The organism is Agrobacterium sp. A3-95, from assembly GCF_053521785.1.
In genome coordinates this window covers 571684-586130 of the sequence record NZ_JBNWDR010000003.1, presented here as the reverse complement: position 1 = coordinate 586130, position 14447 = coordinate 571684, and the positions used below count along the sequence as shown (strand labels likewise).

Sequence of the window (14447 nt, the reverse complement as noted above, 5' to 3'; positions counted from 1 at the left end):
CGTGATCGCAGCAGTCAACGACGTCTTGCCGTGGTCGACGTGACCGATCGTGCCAATGTTGACGTGCGGCTTATTGCGCTCAAACTTGCTCTTTGCCATGTGAATTGCTTCCTGTGAACGTGAAGTAGTTTTCCCGGCGAACCGGTTTGGTGTCGCCGTTTAAGGCTTTGTAAGCGAATGCGCAAGACTTAATTGTCAAAGCACGGTCGCGCACGCCTAAGGCGCGCCTCAAGGTGCATATATGGTGCGTTCCGCGCGATATTCAAAGCTGGCTCAGCTTTCCCACGCGACGGGCAGACGGGACGCACGGACGGGACCCTCCCTGTACCCCTCTTGGCACAATCGGATCGTTAAATAAGCTTTTTCTTTATCACAACTTCTTTACCTGGACCCTCATCATGGCTTAAGGAAATTTCATCTCCGGGGGGAGACGGGCGAGCGGGACGATGCGCCCAGGCGCAAAACCTCTATGCCACATATTGATCAGCCGCGCTTTCCGGCGCGAAATTACATCCGTTTCAGGACCGCTCAATGGAAATCTTCACAGCCGCCGGCTTCACGGCATTCATGCAAGTCATTGCGATCGATCTCGTTCTCGCAGGCGACAATGCCATCGTCATCGGCCTTGCCGCTGCCGGTCTTCCCGCCCACCTTCGCCGCAAGGCGATCCTGGTCGGCATCATCGCCGCCACCGTATTGCGCATCGGCTTTGCCGCCGTCACCGTGCAGCTTCTCTCCATTGTCGGGCTTCAACTCTTCGGCGGGCTTCTGCTTGCCTGGGTTTGCTGGAAGATGTGGTCCGAACTGCGCGAAGCCGCAGGCTCCATCGAAGACGAGGTGACGGACGAAGAGGCTGACCTGACCAAAGGTCACAAGACCTTCTTTCAGGCCGCAACCCAGATCGTCATCGCCGATGTGTCCATGTCGCTGGACAACGTGCTTGCCGTCGCCGGTGCCGCGCAGGACCATGTCACGGTGCTGATTATCGGTCTCGTCGTCTCGATCGCCCTCATGGGACTGGCCGCCAATTTCGTCGCCAAGTTGCTGCACCGCTACCGCTGGATTTCGTATCTTGGCCTGATGGTCATCATCTATGTGGCGCTCAACATGCTATATCACGGCGTGATCGAAGTCCTGCCCTACATCAAGCCTTATTTCGGCTGAGACTGGCAGTACATATTCGTCCCGAAAGGCCTGGAAACGAGAGTTTCCGGGCCTTTTCTTTTCATACCCAAACAAATGCACCCTTGCCTGCGCAGCATTGCAAGCGCACGCGCAGGTGAAATCGGCGCACATGGGAATCGGTCTCCGCGTCCGCTGCAACATTCGGATAAGACAGGGAAATCGTGATTTTTTGCCTATGGATTTTGGCAATTGAGGTCAGCCACGGGCAAGCCTAGTGAGCTAGTTAATAAGTCATAAAAATAAAAAGAAAGGTAAAGCTGCCAATGGCTTATGACTGGACCGGCGGTCGCACCCGCCGCCTTCGCAGGATGAAGCTGGGCGCTGTTGCAAGCTCACTAATCCTGCTGGCGCTCTTAACAGCGCTCGTTCTAGGCTGAACGCGCTGCGCGCAATTCAACGCTGACCGGCGGCATGGCAAGGTTTCCCAAAACCGCCCTGCCGCCGCTCCTTCGGGGGCAACGTCCATTCTTTGTTGGCAAGATTTGCCGAATATCAGCCGCGAAGGCATGTCGTGGTTATGCCGCCAAACATATGCATTCAAGCGGGTTCATTTCGGCTCTGAAGCTGCGGCAAGACCTATCGAAACAGCCAATAAATGACGCCAAGCACCAACGTCCACATCAGTAGTGATATGGCGAGTACGGCGAGGTAGTTTCGAAATCGTCTGGTCATCCGCCCACATTGCCGGCCAGCCGCCACGGGACAGCCGTAACCGTTTGATTGCTGGATGCGGATCAAGCCGCAAGATCAACTCTTTCTATCAAGATGCTGAATCGCAAACCATTCGCAGATTTTACCCGCCCGAAACCGGGGTTGCCTGACCATGTGAATATCAACCCGCCGGTAAGCGTGAAAACGCTGGGCCACGCTTGCCGCAGGATTTGCAGAGCACAGGAAAAACCGCACGTCGTTCTGGACGTGGCTCAGACACGCTCCGGTCAACCGAATCGACAAATTAAGTCCTTCGGTATGATGTCTGATGACGCGTCATTGCTGGGGCAACGGCGATCAGCCGCCGCCCCAAAAAAGCGCGTCAGCTCTTCAAAGCCGTATTGCACAGGCTCCAGTAACCGCCACCCTTCTGAATCCACTTGAGATCGCCGAGCGTGCCGTCATCCTTGTTCTTACGATAAGAATCGACGCAGGTCTTCAGGCGGGCCTTGCCAGGAGTCTCGCTTGAATATTTCTTATCGACAGCGCTCGGAAATACGACGCTCTTCGGAGCCTTTATCGTCGCCTTTTCGGGTTCTTTGTCGGTGGTAGCCGCAACTTGCTTGTCGTCGGCAGCGCTTTCGGCAGCAGCATCGCTACCGCAGAACTTGGCGCGATAGTCGTTCCACTTGACGTCCTTCGCGGACCCGTCGGCTTTCGCCGCCTGGTATTTCACGCTGCACTCTTTCATGGTGAGCGCCGCTGCGGGGGAGACAAACGCCGCCGATGCGAGCAGCGCTAAGGATGAGAGAATTACAACCCTGTTGATCATCGAAGACTCCCGTGTGCATGATTGCCGGCAGACTATCCGACCGGACTTTCCGCTTGTCAACGAGCAGTGCAACAAGCACTGAAAGTCGAATTGGCGGGGAGCAAAATGTGCTCATCGGGCGTGGCGTTTTCGCGGTGAGGACGGCATCACACAGTGACCATGGATATCCACAATCAGCCAGCCGCCGGGGGCATCTCCGCCTTGCCACGCGAACGACGGCAAGCACCGCACAACGAATCACGTATTCGTGTGACGTCAACCCTGCATCGGAACGAAATTCCTTAATTTTCGTTAGCATCTCGAACGAATAACGAGGATTTATCGATGTTGAGGATGCCGAAGACTATCTCCGCGCTCGCTCTTGGCGTCGCAATATCTACCGCTTTTACCGTGCCCGCCAGTGCGCTGAGCCTCATAGAGCCGGCCTACGAACAGCAGGAGCAGGCGCAGAATTCCGACGGTCGCGGCTATCCCGCATCCGCCTTTGCCGCGGGCAAGGGTGAAGAGGCGTCATCCAATGGTTACGCCCTCTCACAATCGGAAATAAACCACGTAAAATGGTGTGCAGCGCGTTACGCATCATACCATCCAACCGACAACAGCTATATGGCTGCTGCCGGCATCCGGACGCAATGTCGTTCACCGAATTGATTCAGCCGTGCTCCAGCGCACCGCGTCCCAGCCAATAAGATAAAATTTACTTTAAATTCTATTGACCTGAACCTTTATCCGGGTTGGCCGTTTGAAGCGCGTGCCAGCGAGGAAACGCGATGATGTGGAATCTTGAAAAACTTGAGCAAGAGCGACTTGATCTGATCGAGGTCATTACTGCCCTGCGCCACACTGAACGCTTGTCGACAGCGGATCGCACCTCGATCTTTGAGAAAATTACGGCGCATATGGTGAGGTTAAGCGAGCTCGACGCAGAGAAAATGCGGATTCAGTCGGCCTTGGAGGCGAGCTGAAAACAGCCAACTCTGGTTAGAGGCTGCACATCGGCGCGACCCAAAGATTATCGATCTTTTTGAGAATTTTTGGAGCGGGTAGCGGGAATCGAACCCGCGTATTCAGCTTGGAAGGCTGCTGCTCTACCATTGAGCTATACCCGCGGTGGTGATTTTGATCCTGCGCAGAATGGTGGAGGGAGTTGGATTTGAACCAACGTAGGCGTAGCCAACGGATTTACAGTCCGTCCCCTTTAACCACTCGGGCATCCCTCCAGCTATCTGCTAGGATCGAGCAACCAAGCTCTTCAGATTTCTCTCCGGCGAAGCGCCGTTGCGTCGTCTGTGGCGCGTATATGACGGCCTCGTTCGCTTCTGTCAACACGCCGTTTCACGAATTTTCGGGAAAAAATTCAAACCTCTTTGCAGGCCTGTGGATTATCGCGGGGGCTGGTGTGCGTCGCGTCCCGGAGATATAAGGCGCCATGAGCAAAGACGATCCAAACGACAAATCCACCCGCGACACACACTACGCCACCCTTCGCCGTGCCGTGCGCGATGCCAAACGCGAGAGGGGCGAAATTCCGACCCCGCAGCAGCCGAAGCGCCGGAATCGTGGCGCGGAAGACTGGAAGCCGCCGCAGCTTGCGCCGGATCAGGTCCATCTTTACGGCCTGCATACCGTGCGTGCGGCGCTTTCCAACCCCGAACGGCAACTCATCAAGCTGTCGGTTACCCTGAATGCCTTTGCGCGTCTGGATATCGGCGAAGCGGATGCGCAGCCCTTCCCGGTAGAGATTGTCTCACCGCAGGATATCGACAAGGTGCTTGGCCCCGAGGCGATCCATCAGGGCGTGATGCTGGAAACCAGGCCGCTTCCGGTCAAGAAACTCGACGCGCTGAAGAAAAGCCCGTTGATCCTCGTGCTCGATCAGGTTACCGACCCGCACAATGTCGGCGCCATCATGCGCTCGGCGGTCGCCTTCAATGCCGGCGCCGTCATCACCACCATTCGCCATAGCCCGACGGAGTCAGGCGTGCTTGCGAAGTCTGCGTCCGGCGCACTGGAACTCATTCCCTATATCCAGATCACCAACCTCGCCGATACATTGGGCGAGCTGCACAAGCTTGGCTTCTTCTCGGTCGGTCTGGATTCGGAAGGCCCCGCCCCCATCGAGCAAACCTTCAACGGCGCAAAGATCGCCCTGGTACTGGGAGCCGAAGGCAAGGGTCTGCGCCAGAAGACCCGCGAAACCGTTTCGGCGCTCGCCCGTCTCGATATGCCGGGCGAGATCAAATCGCTCAACGTATCGAATGCGGCAGCCATCGCCCTTTATGCGACGCAGCAATTTCTGGGCAAAGCGTCGTCCTGACGCTTACCCTTCCTTGCGAAATCACAAAGCGCAACGCATGCTGCGCCTTTGACATTCGCAAGGAGCAAATCTCGACATGACCGACCTGCCCATCAAACCGACCGGCGAGCTGACGCTGCGGACGCTCGCAATGCCGGCCGACGCCAATCCGGCCGGTGATATTTTCGGCGGCTGGGTCATGTCCCAGATGGACTTGGCCAGCGGCATCCGCGCGGCGGAGCGGTCCCGCTGTCGCGTGGTCACTGCGGCGGTCAAGGAAATGGCTTTCGAGTTGCCGGTGAAGATCGGCGACACGCTGTCCATCTACACCGATATCGCCCGGCTCGGCCGCACCTCCATCACGCTGACGGTCGAGGCCTGGGCGCAGCGCTCCCGTTACGACAAGCTGGAAAAAGTCACTGCCGGAACCTTTATCATGGTGGCGATGGACGAAAACGGGCAGCCGACGCCCATCCCTCCGACGGAGTAGGGTGCGATGGAGGCCGCCGTCAACGCCGCGGAAGCCTATGCGCATATCCGCGCCGTCATGGGCATGGTGGTCGGCCTCAGCCTCGCCCGCTTGCTGACCGGCCTTGCCGGTTTCGTGCAGCATCCCAAGAAGGAGCGCATCTATCCCCTGCATATCGGCTGGGTGGCGTTCCTGTTTCTGATGCTCGTGCATTTCTGGTGGTGGGAACACCGGCTTTCCGCCACCAGCCACGTCCTCGGCTTCGGCGCGTTCCTGTTCCTGATCCTGTTCTGCTCGCTGTTCTATTTCCTGTGCGTGTTGCTGTTCCCCTCAGACATGAAGGAATACAAGGGATACGAGGACTATTTTTTTTCCCGCAAAAGCTGGTTCTTCGCGTTTCTCGCCGCACTTTTCGTCACGGATATCGGCGATACGCTGCTGAAGGGACAGGACTACCTCTCCTCGCTGGGCGCTGAATATCTCATCCGCACAGCTATTTACGTTGTTCTGTTCACACTGGCAGCTTTCATCGGCAACCGACGCTTTCACAGGTTTCTCGTCATTTTCGCCCTGATTTATCAGGTAGTCTGGATATTCCGGACCTACGACCTGCTGGCCTGAACATTCCCATCCCGACGCCGGGTGATAATTGAAAACAGGCCTCGTCTTTCGCCATCGTGTCGCGGTGACACGGCCCGATAAATATGGCATTTCGCTGCAATGGGATTCATTCGCAGGATAATGCAGGACAGAAGTTCGGCTGGCGCCATCGCCACGCTGGCGGTCCTGCTTTTTCTCCTGCAAGGGCTCGTGAATGGCCTGACCAGCGGCAATATGGCCTCAGCCGCGCTGGCGACCGGTGAGATCATCTGTTCCAGCCACATGCCCGAAGGCGGTTCGGGCAAACCGAACCCGGCCTCCAACCCTGCGGGCAAGCTCGCCGACAATTGCTGCGGCACGCTCTGCCGTCTGGCCTCCGTTACCATCGCCGCTCTTCCCGTTACTCCCGTGGAGCGTGCGGACGGGATCGTCCGGGTCGTCGAAGTCGACTTTCTCGACCGCGACACGGCATTGCCGCCGCCACCACCCAATCTGGAATCGCGCCCACGCGCACCGCCTCCCTCTCTGCAAATGTGAAGAGCGATCCGGCCCTGCCGGAAAATCAACTTTTCTGCGGAGACATCCATGTCCGTTACGACCTCTTTCGAGGGCGAGCGCGCGCCTGCGCAATCCTCGTCCGTCAACCTGTACCGCGCCGTATGGCGCTGGCACTTCTACGCTGGCCTTTTTGTACTGCCCTTTCTGATATCGCTGGCCGTCACCGGTGCGCTCTATCTGTTCCGGGACGAATTCGACAATTTCATTCATTCGGACCTGAAGCGCATCGAAGTGGCGCAGAACGTGCCGAAAGCACTCCCCTCCGATATTCTCGCCGCAGCCGTTGCGGCCGTTCCCGGCACTGCTGTGAAATACACCACGCCAGGCGATCCGGGTGCCTCGACGGAAATTACCGTCAGTACGGCCGAAGGGAAACGCGCCGTCTACGTCAACACCTATACCGGGCAGGTTGCCGGTTCGCTGCCGGATCGTGGCACCATCATGTGGACGATCCGCTACATCCACAGCCTGAAATATTTCGGCGCCTATACCCGCTATCTGATCGAGATCGCCGCCGGCTGGTCCATCCTGCTCGTCGCCACCGGCATCTATCTGTGGTGGCCTAGGAAGCAGAGCGGCGGTGTCTTGACCGTGCGCGGCACGCCGAAAAAACGCGTCTTCTGGCGCGATACCCATGCCGTCACCGGCATTTTCGTCGGCTTTTTCATCGTATTTCTCGCAGTCACCGGAATGCCCTGGTCGGGCGTGTGGGGCGCCAAGGTCAACGAATGGGCAAATGGCAGCAATTTCGGATATCCGGCAGGCGTGCGGACCGATGTTCCAATGTCTGGCGAACATCTCGATCACATGGCCAAGACCAGCTGGTCGCTGGAGCAGGCAAAAGTCCCGGAATCCACCGCATCCGCCACCGGGCAACCAATCGGAATAGATGCGGCCATCGCGCGTTTCGACGGGCTCGGTCTTGCCTCTGGTTATACCGTCGTGCTGCCGACCAAACCGACAGGCGTCTATAGCGGCTCCGTCTATCCCGACGACCTTTCAAAGCAGCGCGTCGTCCATCTCGATCAATATAGCGGCAAACCGCTGATCGACATGAGCTATTCCGACTACGGTCCGCTTGGAAAGGCGCTGGAATGGGGGATCAACGTGCATATGGGCCAGCAATTCGGCCTCGCCAACCAGATCGTGTTGCTGGCAGCCTGTGTCGGCATCGTCCTGCTTGCCGTTTCCGCCGGCATCATGTGGTGGAAACGACGCCCCAGAGGTTCGCTCGGCGTGCCACCATTGCCGCAGGATAAACGCGTCTTGCGCGGCCTGCTGGCGCTGCTCGCCATCGGCGGCATCCTGTTCCCGCTGGTTGGCGCAAGCCTGCTGGTGATGCTTGTTCTCGATCTGATCGTGCAGTCCCGCGAAAAGCAACGCGCTGCCTGACAAAAAACACGGCCGGGAGATATCCCCCGGCCGTGTCCTTCTGAATTCCGGGCGGTTGGCAGAAGCTTGGCCTTAGAGCACGTCCTGTTTAAACAGAATTGTTTGACGTGCTCTAACTGTTTGTTTCTACGAATTTTCCGGACGTAAAACCGCTACGCACTTTTACTGGAAATGCTCTAGAACATCGTATTCTTGTTTGCAGCCTTTTCCGGAACCGGCTGGATCACGTCCCAATGTTCGGTGATCTTGCCGTCGGTGACCCTGAAAATATCGACGATGGCGGCTCCGCGCGCACCCTCTTTATCCGTGGAATGGATGTGCAGATAAACCAGATCTCCATCCGTGGCGCTGCGCACGATCCGGGATCTCGCCTGCGGGTTTTCCTTGAAGAAGCCGGTGAAATAGTCGACGAATGGCTTCTTGCCATCAGGCACCATCGGATTGTGCTGCTTGTAGCTGTCAACGATGACGGCAGCGCCCTTCGCCACCTCGTGCTTGTTGAAGACGGTGTCGTAAAAATCGATCACCAGCTTGCGGTTGGCTTCTTCCTGAACCAGATCGCGCTTGGCGGTTTCCGCCAGAACGGGCGCGGCCATCAGCGCGGGCGCGATGGCAAGAGCAGCGATGGCAAGACGACGTGTCATGAAATTCATGGATGAGACCTCTCAGTAACCGACGGTGAAACGCTGGCGGGAATGCTGCGGCTTTTCGATTTCATCGACAAGCGCGATGGCGTAATCCTCGAAAGAAATGCGGCTGCCAGCTTCGTTGCTCAAAAGGCTGTCCTTGCCGATACGGAATTTGCCCGTTCTTTCCCCCGGCACAAATTCGGCCGATGGCGACAGGAAAGTCCAGTCGAGCTGCTTTTCCCCTTTCAGACGGTCCAGAAACTCGGCTCCCTTGGTCGCCTCTGCCTTGTAGGCGACCGGGAAGTCCGGCAGGTCAACCACGCGCTGGCCTGGCGCAATTTCAAGGCTGCCAGCGCCACCCACGACGAGATAACGGGAAACGCCCGAGGCACGGACGGCCTCGATCAGCGTCACCGGATCGCTCGCAGTGAAGTGCACGGCGCTGATCACGGCATCGTGACCCTTAAGCAGTTCCGAAAGCCCTGCCTGATCGAAGACATCGCCCTTTTTTGCCACTACGTTCGGCAGGCTGGCGATCTTTTCAGGGTTGCGGGCGATCGCCGTCACCTGGTGCCCCCGGTCGGAAAGTTCCTTCAGAATACGGGATCCGGCATTGCCGGAGGCTCCGATGAGCGCGATTTTAGCCATGGCTTTTCCTTTATAGGCATCGTTGTAGGTCTAGATAATAGACCGCTAGGGGAAGCTATGGTATCGCAGCCCCGGCCGCAAGAAGTCAGCCGACGCTGATCAGGTCACACGGCGATGACCTGAAAGGGCACGAAAATGGAAAGAGCAGGGAAAATGCCGGATACGCAAACCAAGGAAATCTTCACCTTCGACCAGCCCTGCCCCATCCGCGACGTGCTGGATCGCATCGGCGATCAATGGAGCCTGCTGGTTCTGGAAGCGCTTCAGGGCGGGGTTCTGCGTTTCAACGAACTGAACCGCAAGATCGACGATATTTCCAAGCAGATGTTGTCACGCACGCTGAAACGGCTGGAGGAAGACGGTTTCATTCGCCGCACGCTCTATGCGCAGGTGCCGCCGCGCGTGGAATACGAACTGACCAATCTCGGCCGTTCGTTTCTGGTGCCGATGCAATTGCTGGTGCAGTGGGCGGACGAGAACCACGTCCGCATTTGTACGGCACGGTTGGACTATGCCAATGGTGGAACGGGCTCGTAACACCGTTCCTCGTGCCGTGGCGAAACCTGTCCGCCACGGCAATAGAAAGGCCCTGTGGCGATCAGGAGCGGAAGATGAAGGAAGCGCCGAAAGCGATGAGCGCAAAACCGATCACGTGGTTGATCGTGATGCTTTCCTTCAGCCAGAAGACCGAGAACAGAGCAAAGACCGCAAGCGTGATAACTTCCTGAATGGTCTTGAGCTGCGCGGTCGAATACACCTCCGATCCCATGCGGTTCGCGGGGACTGCGAGCATGTATTCGAAGAAAGCGATGCCCCAGCTTGCGACAATCGCAAGGAAGAGTGCGCTGCCCTTGTGCTTGAGATGCCCATACCAGGCGAAAGTCATGAAAACATTGGAGACGATGAGCATCAGGACAGGCCAGATGTGGGCAGGGCTGATCGAGAACGGCATGATTGTTCCTGAATGAAGAAGGGAGGGATGTCACGAAAGGCAGTTTGAAAACGCAACCGTCATTTTTGTCTTTGCTTTAACTTACCGCCGTATGAAACGGAACCGGTTTCTATCAAAGCGTATTCGGCCGCTATGCAACGTATCCGGCCAAATTTTGTTCCCCGCGCTTCGTTTCCTTTTTGTACTCATTTTTTCTTGGCCTCCCCTTCCCTTTGCGCGTGACTCCCTCCATATTTCGCGCATGGCCAGATCACCCAAAAATTCCAAACCCTCGAATTCCGGCTTCGAGGAAGCTCCGCAATCGTCGTTCGAAGGCGCGCCGCTCAGCGGCAGCGTTGCCGATTGGGTAAAGCAGCTCGAGGCGGAAGCCGAAGCCGGCTCGGTGGAAACCCAGCGCGAAGTCGCCTCGAAAGCTGGCAAGCACCGCAAGAAGATCGAGATCGAAGCGCGCAAGGAAGCGGAAAAAGCGGCCAACAAAACGGCTAAAAACACCACGGCTTCCAAGACAGCGCGCGGCGTTTCCATCGGTGCGTCGAGCGATCCGAAAACCCGCGCCGCCGCCGGTCTCAATCCCGTGGCTGGCATGGACGTTTCCCTGGAGGAGGCGGCCAATCTCGCACCGGGTGCCGTCACCGCCACCGTCGAGGCACTATCGGCGCTTATCGAGAGCGGCAATCCGCTGTTCAAGGACGGCAAGATGTGGACGCCGCACCGGCCGGCCCGTCCGCCGAAATCCGAAGGCGGCGTTACAATCCGCATGGACTCGGAGTATCAACCGGCAGGCGACCAGCCGACGGCGATTGCCGATCTCGTGGAAGGCATCAATTCCGGCGAGCGCAGCCAGGTCCTGCTCGGCGTCACCGGCTCCGGCAAAACCTTCACCATGGCCAAGGTGATCGAGGCAACCCAGCGCCCGGCCGTCATCCTTGCGCCCAACAAGACGCTGGCCGCACAGCTCTATTCCGAGTTCAAGAACTTCTTCCCCGACAATGCGGTAGAGTACTTCGTCTCATATTACGATTATTATCAGCCGGAAGCCTATGTGCCGCGCTCCGACACCTTCATCGAGAAGGAATCCTCGATCAACGAACAGATCGACCGGATGCGTCACTCCGCGACCCGATCGCTACTGGAACGCGACGACTGCATCATCGTCGCTTCGGTTTCCTGCATCTATGGTATCGGCTCGGTGGAAACCTATACCGCCATGACCTTCCAGATGCAGGTGGGCGACCGGCTGGACCAGCGCCAGCTTCTGGCCGACCTTGTGGCCCAGCAATACAAGCGCCGCGACATGGATTTCCAGCGCGGCTCCTTCCGCGTGCGCGGCGATACCATCGAAATCTTCCCTGCCCACCTTGAGGATGCCGCCTGGCGCATCTCGATGTTCGGCGACGAAATCGATTCCATTACCGAATTCGACCCGCTGACCGGCCAGAAAACCGGCGATCTGCAATCCGTCAAGATCTACGCCAATTCGCACTATGTCACCCCGCGCCCGACGCTGAACGGCGCGATCAAGTCGATCAAGGAAGAGCTGAGGGTCCGCCTCGCCGAGCTGGAAAAGGCGGGACGCTTGCTGGAAGCCCAGCGGCTGGAACAGCGCACACGTTACGACATCGAAATGCTGGAGGCGACCGGCTCCTGCGCCGGTATCGAAAACTATTCGCGTTATCTCACCGGCCGCAATCCCGGTGAGCCGCCGCCGACGCTGTTTGAATATATCCCTGATAATGCGCTGCTTTTTATTGACGAAAGCCACGTATCGGTTAGCCAGATCGGTGGCATGTATCGCGGCGACTTCAGGCGCAAGGCGACGCTGGCCGAATATGGCTTCCGCCTTCCCTCCTGCATGGATAACCGGCCGTTGCGCTTTGAGGAATGGGATGCGATGCGGCCGCTGACGGTCGCGGTTTCGGCCACCCCTGGCTCGTGGGAAATGGAACAGGCAGGCGGCGTCTTCGCCGAACAGGTCATCCGCCCGACAGGACTTATCGATCCGCCGGTCGAGGTGCGCTCCGCCCGCAGCCAGGTAGACGATGTTCTCGGCGAAATTCGCGAGACCGCCGCTAAGGGTTACCGCACGCTCTGCACCGTGCTGACCAAGCGCATGGCTGAAGACCTGACCGAATATTTGCACGAACAGGGCGTTCGCGTGCGTTACATGCACTCGGATATCGACACGCTGGAACGCATCGAGATCATCCGCGACCTGCGCCTTGGTGCCTTCGACGTGCTTGTCGGTATCAACCTTCTGCGCGAAGGCCTCGATATTCCAGAATGCGGTTTCGTCGCGATCCTCGATGCCGACAAGGAAGGCTTCCTGCGTTCGGAAACTTCACTGATCCAGACCATCGGCCGCGCCGCCCGTAACGTCGACGGCAAGGTCATCCTCTATGCCGACAATATCACCGGCTCGATGAAGCGGGCGATGGAGGAAACCTCCCGCCGCCGCGAAAAGCAGATGGCCTATAACGCCGAACACGGCATCACGCCGGAATCGGTCAAGGCGAAGATCTCCGATATTCTTGATTCAGTTTATGAGCGTGATCACGTAAGGGCCGATATTTCAGGCGTTTCCGGCAAAGGCTTCGCCGATGGCGGCCATCTGGTCGGCAACAATCTGCAGTCCCATCTCAACGCGCTGGAAAAATCCATGCGCGATGCCGCAGCCGATCTGGACTTCGAAAAAGCCGCCCGCCTGCGAGACGAAATCAAGCGCCTCAAGGCCACCGAACTCGCCGTCATGGACGACCCGATGGCGAAGGAAGAGGCGAAATCGCTTGAGGGTGGCGGTAGAAGCAAGAAAAAAGAAACGAGCGCTCGCAACGGGTCGATCTCCCCTCTTGCAGGAGACATATCGGGCGTGACAGAGGACGGTGCCGCTTCCGCAAACGAAAGTGGAAAATCTCTCTTCGCCAAACCTTCGCTGGACGAAATGGGTCCCGGCTCGGACACGGGCAAGCCGCTGTTCCGCAGGAACACGCTGGACGAGATGACCGTTGGCCGCACCGAGAAGCCGGTGCGTGGCGAAGTTCCCGGCAAACCCGAGACGGAAACCGGCAAACGTTTCTCACCGCTCATGGAAGGCCAACCTGAGCGAACCAAGGACGATCCCCGCCCCCTCGTGCGCGGCAAGATCGGAGCGGGTTCCTATGAGGATGCCGGCGAACAGAAGCGCAAAAGCCGGACGAAGGGGAAGACCGGCCGTCCCGGTCGCTGACGCGCAACAGCGCAATCTGGATAGACACCGCATGCATCGAAAAAATCTGGCGGCCTTATGCCTCGTCTTTTTCTCAAGCCCAGTCCTTGCCGGGCAGATTGAGGACGCCACCTTCCACAGCGCCGCCCTGAACGCACCGCTGCCCGTCAACATCTACCGACCGGATGGCACGCCGCCGGAAAACGGCTGGCCGGTGCTTTATCTCCTGCACGGCCATGATGGTGACCAGAATAGCTGGCGAGACCTCGGCAATATCGAAAAGACGCTGGACACGCTGATTGCGGCTGGCGCCATCCGCCCGCTGGTTGTCATCATGCCAGGCGTTAAAAACAGTTGGTATGTGGATTCGGCCGCTGTCGGTGGTCCCGGCGATTACGAGACGGCCCTGACTGGCGATCTGCGCCATCAAGTGGAAAAAACGCTGCCGGTGCGAAAAGATCGCGAAGGGCGTGCCATCGCCGGGCTGTCCATGGGCGGTTTCGGCGCATTGCATCTGGCTTATGGCCACGAAGACCTCTATGGCGCAGTCGCCAGCCTGTCCGGCGCGATCTGGCAGAACGTGCCCGCCTCCGATCTCGACAAAACGCCCGCGGAACTCAAGCTCATTCAGGACAGCGCCTTCTTCCACCGCGTCGACCGCACCACCGTCACCAGCGGCATCGTGCTGCCCTCCACCGGCGATCACTTCTCCGGCGCCTTCGGCACGCCCTTCGATGCCAGACTTTTCAATGAGAAGAACGTCTTCACCCTTGTTGCACAGCACGTCGCCGAAAGCCAAGACTTGCCGGCCACCTATCTGACAGTTGGCGACGACGACGGCTTCTTCCTCTGGCGCGGCGCCATCGCCCTGCACGAAACGCTTCAGGCCGACAATCGTAAATCCGAATTGCGGATCACCGATGGCGATCACGTCTGGTCAGTGTGGAAAGTGTCAATTATCGACGCGCTGAAGTTCATCGATGGGGAATGGGACAAGGCAACGGACGTTGCGAAGGATTGACCGCCTACTCGA

At 58.1% G+C, this 14447-nt stretch carries 16 protein-coding genes and 2 tRNA genes; 11 read left to right on the top strand and 7 right to left on the bottom strand.

Annotation, left to right across the window (positions count from 1 at the left end; all coding sequences use genetic code 11):
* Nucleotides 1–99, bottom strand: a 99-nt coding sequence (locus ACQZ5Y_RS12230) for a GTP-binding protein (protein ID WP_141681087.1), incomplete at its 3' end; no start/stop codon positions are given.
* A gap of 432 nt (nt 100–531) precedes the next feature.
* Here ACQZ5Y_RS12230 and ACQZ5Y_RS12225 point away from each other — a divergent pair.
* Complete coding sequence (locus ACQZ5Y_RS12225; protein WP_003513029.1) at nt 532–1164, top strand: TerC family protein; 633 nt, start codon at nt 532–534, stop codon at nt 1162–1164.
* Between the two features lie 1054 nt (nt 1165–2218).
* Here ACQZ5Y_RS12225 and ACQZ5Y_RS12220 read toward each other — a convergent pair.
* On the bottom strand, nt 2219–2668 hold the full coding sequence (locus ACQZ5Y_RS12220; RefSeq protein ID WP_003513030.1) for a hypothetical protein: 450 nt from the start codon (nt 2666–2668) through the stop codon (nt 2219–2221).
* 324 nt (nt 2669–2992) lie between these two features.
* Here ACQZ5Y_RS12220 and ACQZ5Y_RS12215 point away from each other — a divergent pair, with 324 nt between their 5' ends.
* Together ACQZ5Y_RS12215 and ACQZ5Y_RS12210 are read left to right on the top strand one after the other, a co-directional pair.
* A complete protein-coding gene (locus ACQZ5Y_RS12215; RefSeq protein ID WP_174049712.1) occupies nt 2993–3319 on the top strand; it encodes a BA14K family protein in 327 nt (108 codons plus the stop codon).
* Nucleotides 3320–3438: 119 nt separating this feature from the next.
* Nucleotides 3439–3633: a hypothetical protein gene (locus ACQZ5Y_RS12210; protein WP_013636443.1), complete on the top strand. Its 195-nt coding sequence runs from the start codon at nt 3439–3441 to the stop codon at nt 3631–3633.
* Nucleotides 3634–3703: 70 nt separating this feature from the next.
* Here the strand turns inward: ACQZ5Y_RS12210 and ACQZ5Y_RS12205 are convergent.
* Both ACQZ5Y_RS12205 and ACQZ5Y_RS12200 read right to left on the bottom strand, forming a co-directional pair.
* Nucleotides 3704–3777, bottom strand: a tRNA-Gly gene (locus tag ACQZ5Y_RS12205).
* Between the two features lie 26 nt (nt 3778–3803).
* Nucleotides 3804–3888, bottom strand: a tRNA-Tyr gene (locus ACQZ5Y_RS12200).
* A gap of 209 nt (nt 3889–4097) precedes the next feature.
* Between ACQZ5Y_RS12200 and rlmB the strand changes: the two genes are divergently transcribed.
* The 5 genes from rlmB to ACQZ5Y_RS12175 all read left to right on the top strand — a co-directional run bounded on the left by rlmB (nt 4098) and on the right by ACQZ5Y_RS12175 (nt 7983).
* Nucleotides 4098–4985 carry a 23S rRNA (guanosine(2251)-2'-O)-methyltransferase RlmB gene (gene rlmB / locus ACQZ5Y_RS12195; RefSeq protein ID WP_019565346.1) on the top strand — a complete coding sequence of 296 codons (888 nt, stop codon included), beginning with the start codon at nt 4098–4100 and terminating at the stop codon, nt 4983–4985.
* A gap of 76 nt (nt 4986–5061) precedes the next feature.
* The gene (locus ACQZ5Y_RS12190) at nt 5062–5454 is read left to right on the top strand and encodes an acyl-CoA thioesterase (RefSeq protein WP_003513034.1); all 393 of its coding nucleotides are present in this window, start codon (nt 5062–5064) and stop codon (nt 5452–5454) included.
* Nucleotides 5455–5460: 6 nt separating this feature from the next.
* Entirely contained in the window at nt 5461–6054 is a 594-nt protein-coding gene (locus tag ACQZ5Y_RS12185; protein WP_003513035.1) for a hypothetical protein, read from the top strand.
* A gap of 99 nt (nt 6055–6153) precedes the next feature.
* Nucleotides 6154–6570 carry a DUF2946 family protein gene (locus ACQZ5Y_RS12180; protein ID WP_003513036.1) on the top strand — a complete coding sequence of 139 codons (417 nt, stop codon included), beginning with the start codon at nt 6154–6156 and terminating at the stop codon, nt 6568–6570.
* A gap of 48 nt (nt 6571–6618) precedes the next feature.
* On the top strand, nt 6619–7983 hold the full coding sequence (locus ACQZ5Y_RS12175; protein WP_080798266.1) for a PepSY-associated TM helix domain-containing protein: 1365 nt from the start codon (nt 6619–6621) through the stop codon (nt 7981–7983).
* Nucleotides 7984–8159: 176 nt separating this feature from the next.
* Here the strand turns inward: ACQZ5Y_RS12175 and ACQZ5Y_RS12170 are convergent, their stop codons facing one another.
* Both ACQZ5Y_RS12170 and ACQZ5Y_RS12165 read right to left on the bottom strand, forming a co-directional pair.
* Nucleotides 8160–8636 (bottom strand): nuclear transport factor 2 family protein, encoded by a 477-nt coding sequence (locus ACQZ5Y_RS12170; RefSeq protein ID WP_174049714.1) that lies wholly within the window; start codon nt 8634–8636, stop codon nt 8160–8162.
* 12 nt (nt 8637–8648) lie between these two features.
* Nucleotides 8649–9260, bottom strand: coding sequence for an NAD(P)-dependent oxidoreductase (locus ACQZ5Y_RS12165; RefSeq protein WP_080798261.1), 612 nt, complete (start codon nt 9258–9260; stop codon nt 8649–8651).
* 153 nt (nt 9261–9413) lie between these two features.
* Here ACQZ5Y_RS12165 and ACQZ5Y_RS12160 point away from each other — a divergent pair, with 153 nt between their 5' ends.
* Nucleotides 9414–9797: a winged helix-turn-helix transcriptional regulator gene (locus tag ACQZ5Y_RS12160; RefSeq protein ID WP_174049716.1), complete on the top strand. Its 384-nt coding sequence runs from the start codon at nt 9414–9416 to the stop codon at nt 9795–9797.
* A gap of 61 nt (nt 9798–9858) precedes the next feature.
* Here ACQZ5Y_RS12160 and ACQZ5Y_RS12155 read toward each other — a convergent pair whose 3' ends face one another.
* The gene (locus ACQZ5Y_RS12155; RefSeq protein ID WP_003513041.1) at nt 9859–10212 is read right to left on the bottom strand and encodes a DMT family protein; all 354 of its coding nucleotides are present in this window, start codon (nt 10210–10212) and stop codon (nt 9859–9861) included.
* A gap of 241 nt (nt 10213–10453) precedes the next feature.
* On the opposite strand from ACQZ5Y_RS12155, the gene uvrB reads away from it, so the two are divergent.
* Together uvrB and ACQZ5Y_RS12145 are read left to right on the top strand one after the other, a co-directional pair.
* Entirely contained in the window at nt 10454–13435 is a 2982-nt protein-coding gene (uvrB, locus tag ACQZ5Y_RS12150; protein ID WP_003513042.1) for an excinuclease ABC subunit UvrB, read from the top strand.
* Between the two features lie 31 nt (nt 13436–13466).
* Nucleotides 13467–14435, top strand: a complete 969-nt coding sequence (locus ACQZ5Y_RS12145) for an alpha/beta hydrolase (RefSeq protein WP_019565341.1) — start codon at nt 13467–13469, stop codon at nt 14433–14435.
* Nucleotides 14436–14447 lie beyond the last annotated feature (12 nt).

Bases quoted from the DNA above. Each gene is read 5' to 3' on its own strand.
- ACQZ5Y_RS12225 (WP_003513029.1), top strand. From the start codon at position 532: ATGGAAATCTTCACAGCCGCCGGCTTCACGGCATTCATGCAAGTCATT.
- ACQZ5Y_RS12220 (WP_003513030.1), bottom strand. From the start codon at position 2,668: ATGATCAACAGGGTTGTAATTCTCTCATCCTTAGCGCTGCTCGCATCG.
- ACQZ5Y_RS12215 (WP_174049712.1), top strand. From the start codon at position 2,993: ATGTTGAGGATGCCGAAGACTATCTCCGCGCTCGCTCTTGGCGTCGCA.
- ACQZ5Y_RS12210 (WP_013636443.1), top strand. From the start codon at position 3,439: ATGATGTGGAATCTTGAAAAACTTGAGCAAGAGCGACTTGATCTGATC.
- rlmB (WP_019565346.1), top strand. From the start codon at position 4,098: ATGAGCAAAGACGATCCAAACGACAAATCCACCCGCGACACACACTAC.
- ACQZ5Y_RS12190 (WP_003513034.1), top strand. From the start codon at position 5,062: ATGACCGACCTGCCCATCAAACCGACCGGCGAGCTGACGCTGCGGACG.
- ACQZ5Y_RS12185 (WP_003513035.1), top strand. From the start codon at position 5,461: ATGGAGGCCGCCGTCAACGCCGCGGAAGCCTATGCGCATATCCGCGCC.
- ACQZ5Y_RS12180 (WP_003513036.1), top strand. From the start codon at position 6,154: ATGGGATTCATTCGCAGGATAATGCAGGACAGAAGTTCGGCTGGCGCC.
- ACQZ5Y_RS12175 (WP_080798266.1), top strand. From the start codon at position 6,619: ATGTCCGTTACGACCTCTTTCGAGGGCGAGCGCGCGCCTGCGCAATCC.
- ACQZ5Y_RS12170 (WP_174049714.1), bottom strand. From the start codon at position 8,636: ATGAATTTCATGACACGTCGTCTTGCCATCGCTGCTCTTGCCATCGCG.
- ACQZ5Y_RS12165 (WP_080798261.1), bottom strand. From the start codon at position 9,260: ATGGCTAAAATCGCGCTCATCGGAGCCTCCGGCAATGCCGGATCCCGT.
- ACQZ5Y_RS12160 (WP_174049716.1), top strand. From the start codon at position 9,414: ATGCCGGATACGCAAACCAAGGAAATCTTCACCTTCGACCAGCCCTGC.
- ACQZ5Y_RS12155 (WP_003513041.1), bottom strand. From the start codon at position 10,212: ATGCCGTTCTCGATCAGCCCTGCCCACATCTGGCCTGTCCTGATGCTC.
- uvrB (WP_003513042.1), top strand. From the start codon at position 10,454: ATGGCCAGATCACCCAAAAATTCCAAACCCTCGAATTCCGGCTTCGAG.
- ACQZ5Y_RS12145 (WP_019565341.1), top strand. From the start codon at position 13,467: ATGCATCGAAAAAATCTGGCGGCCTTATGCCTCGTCTTTTTCTCAAGC.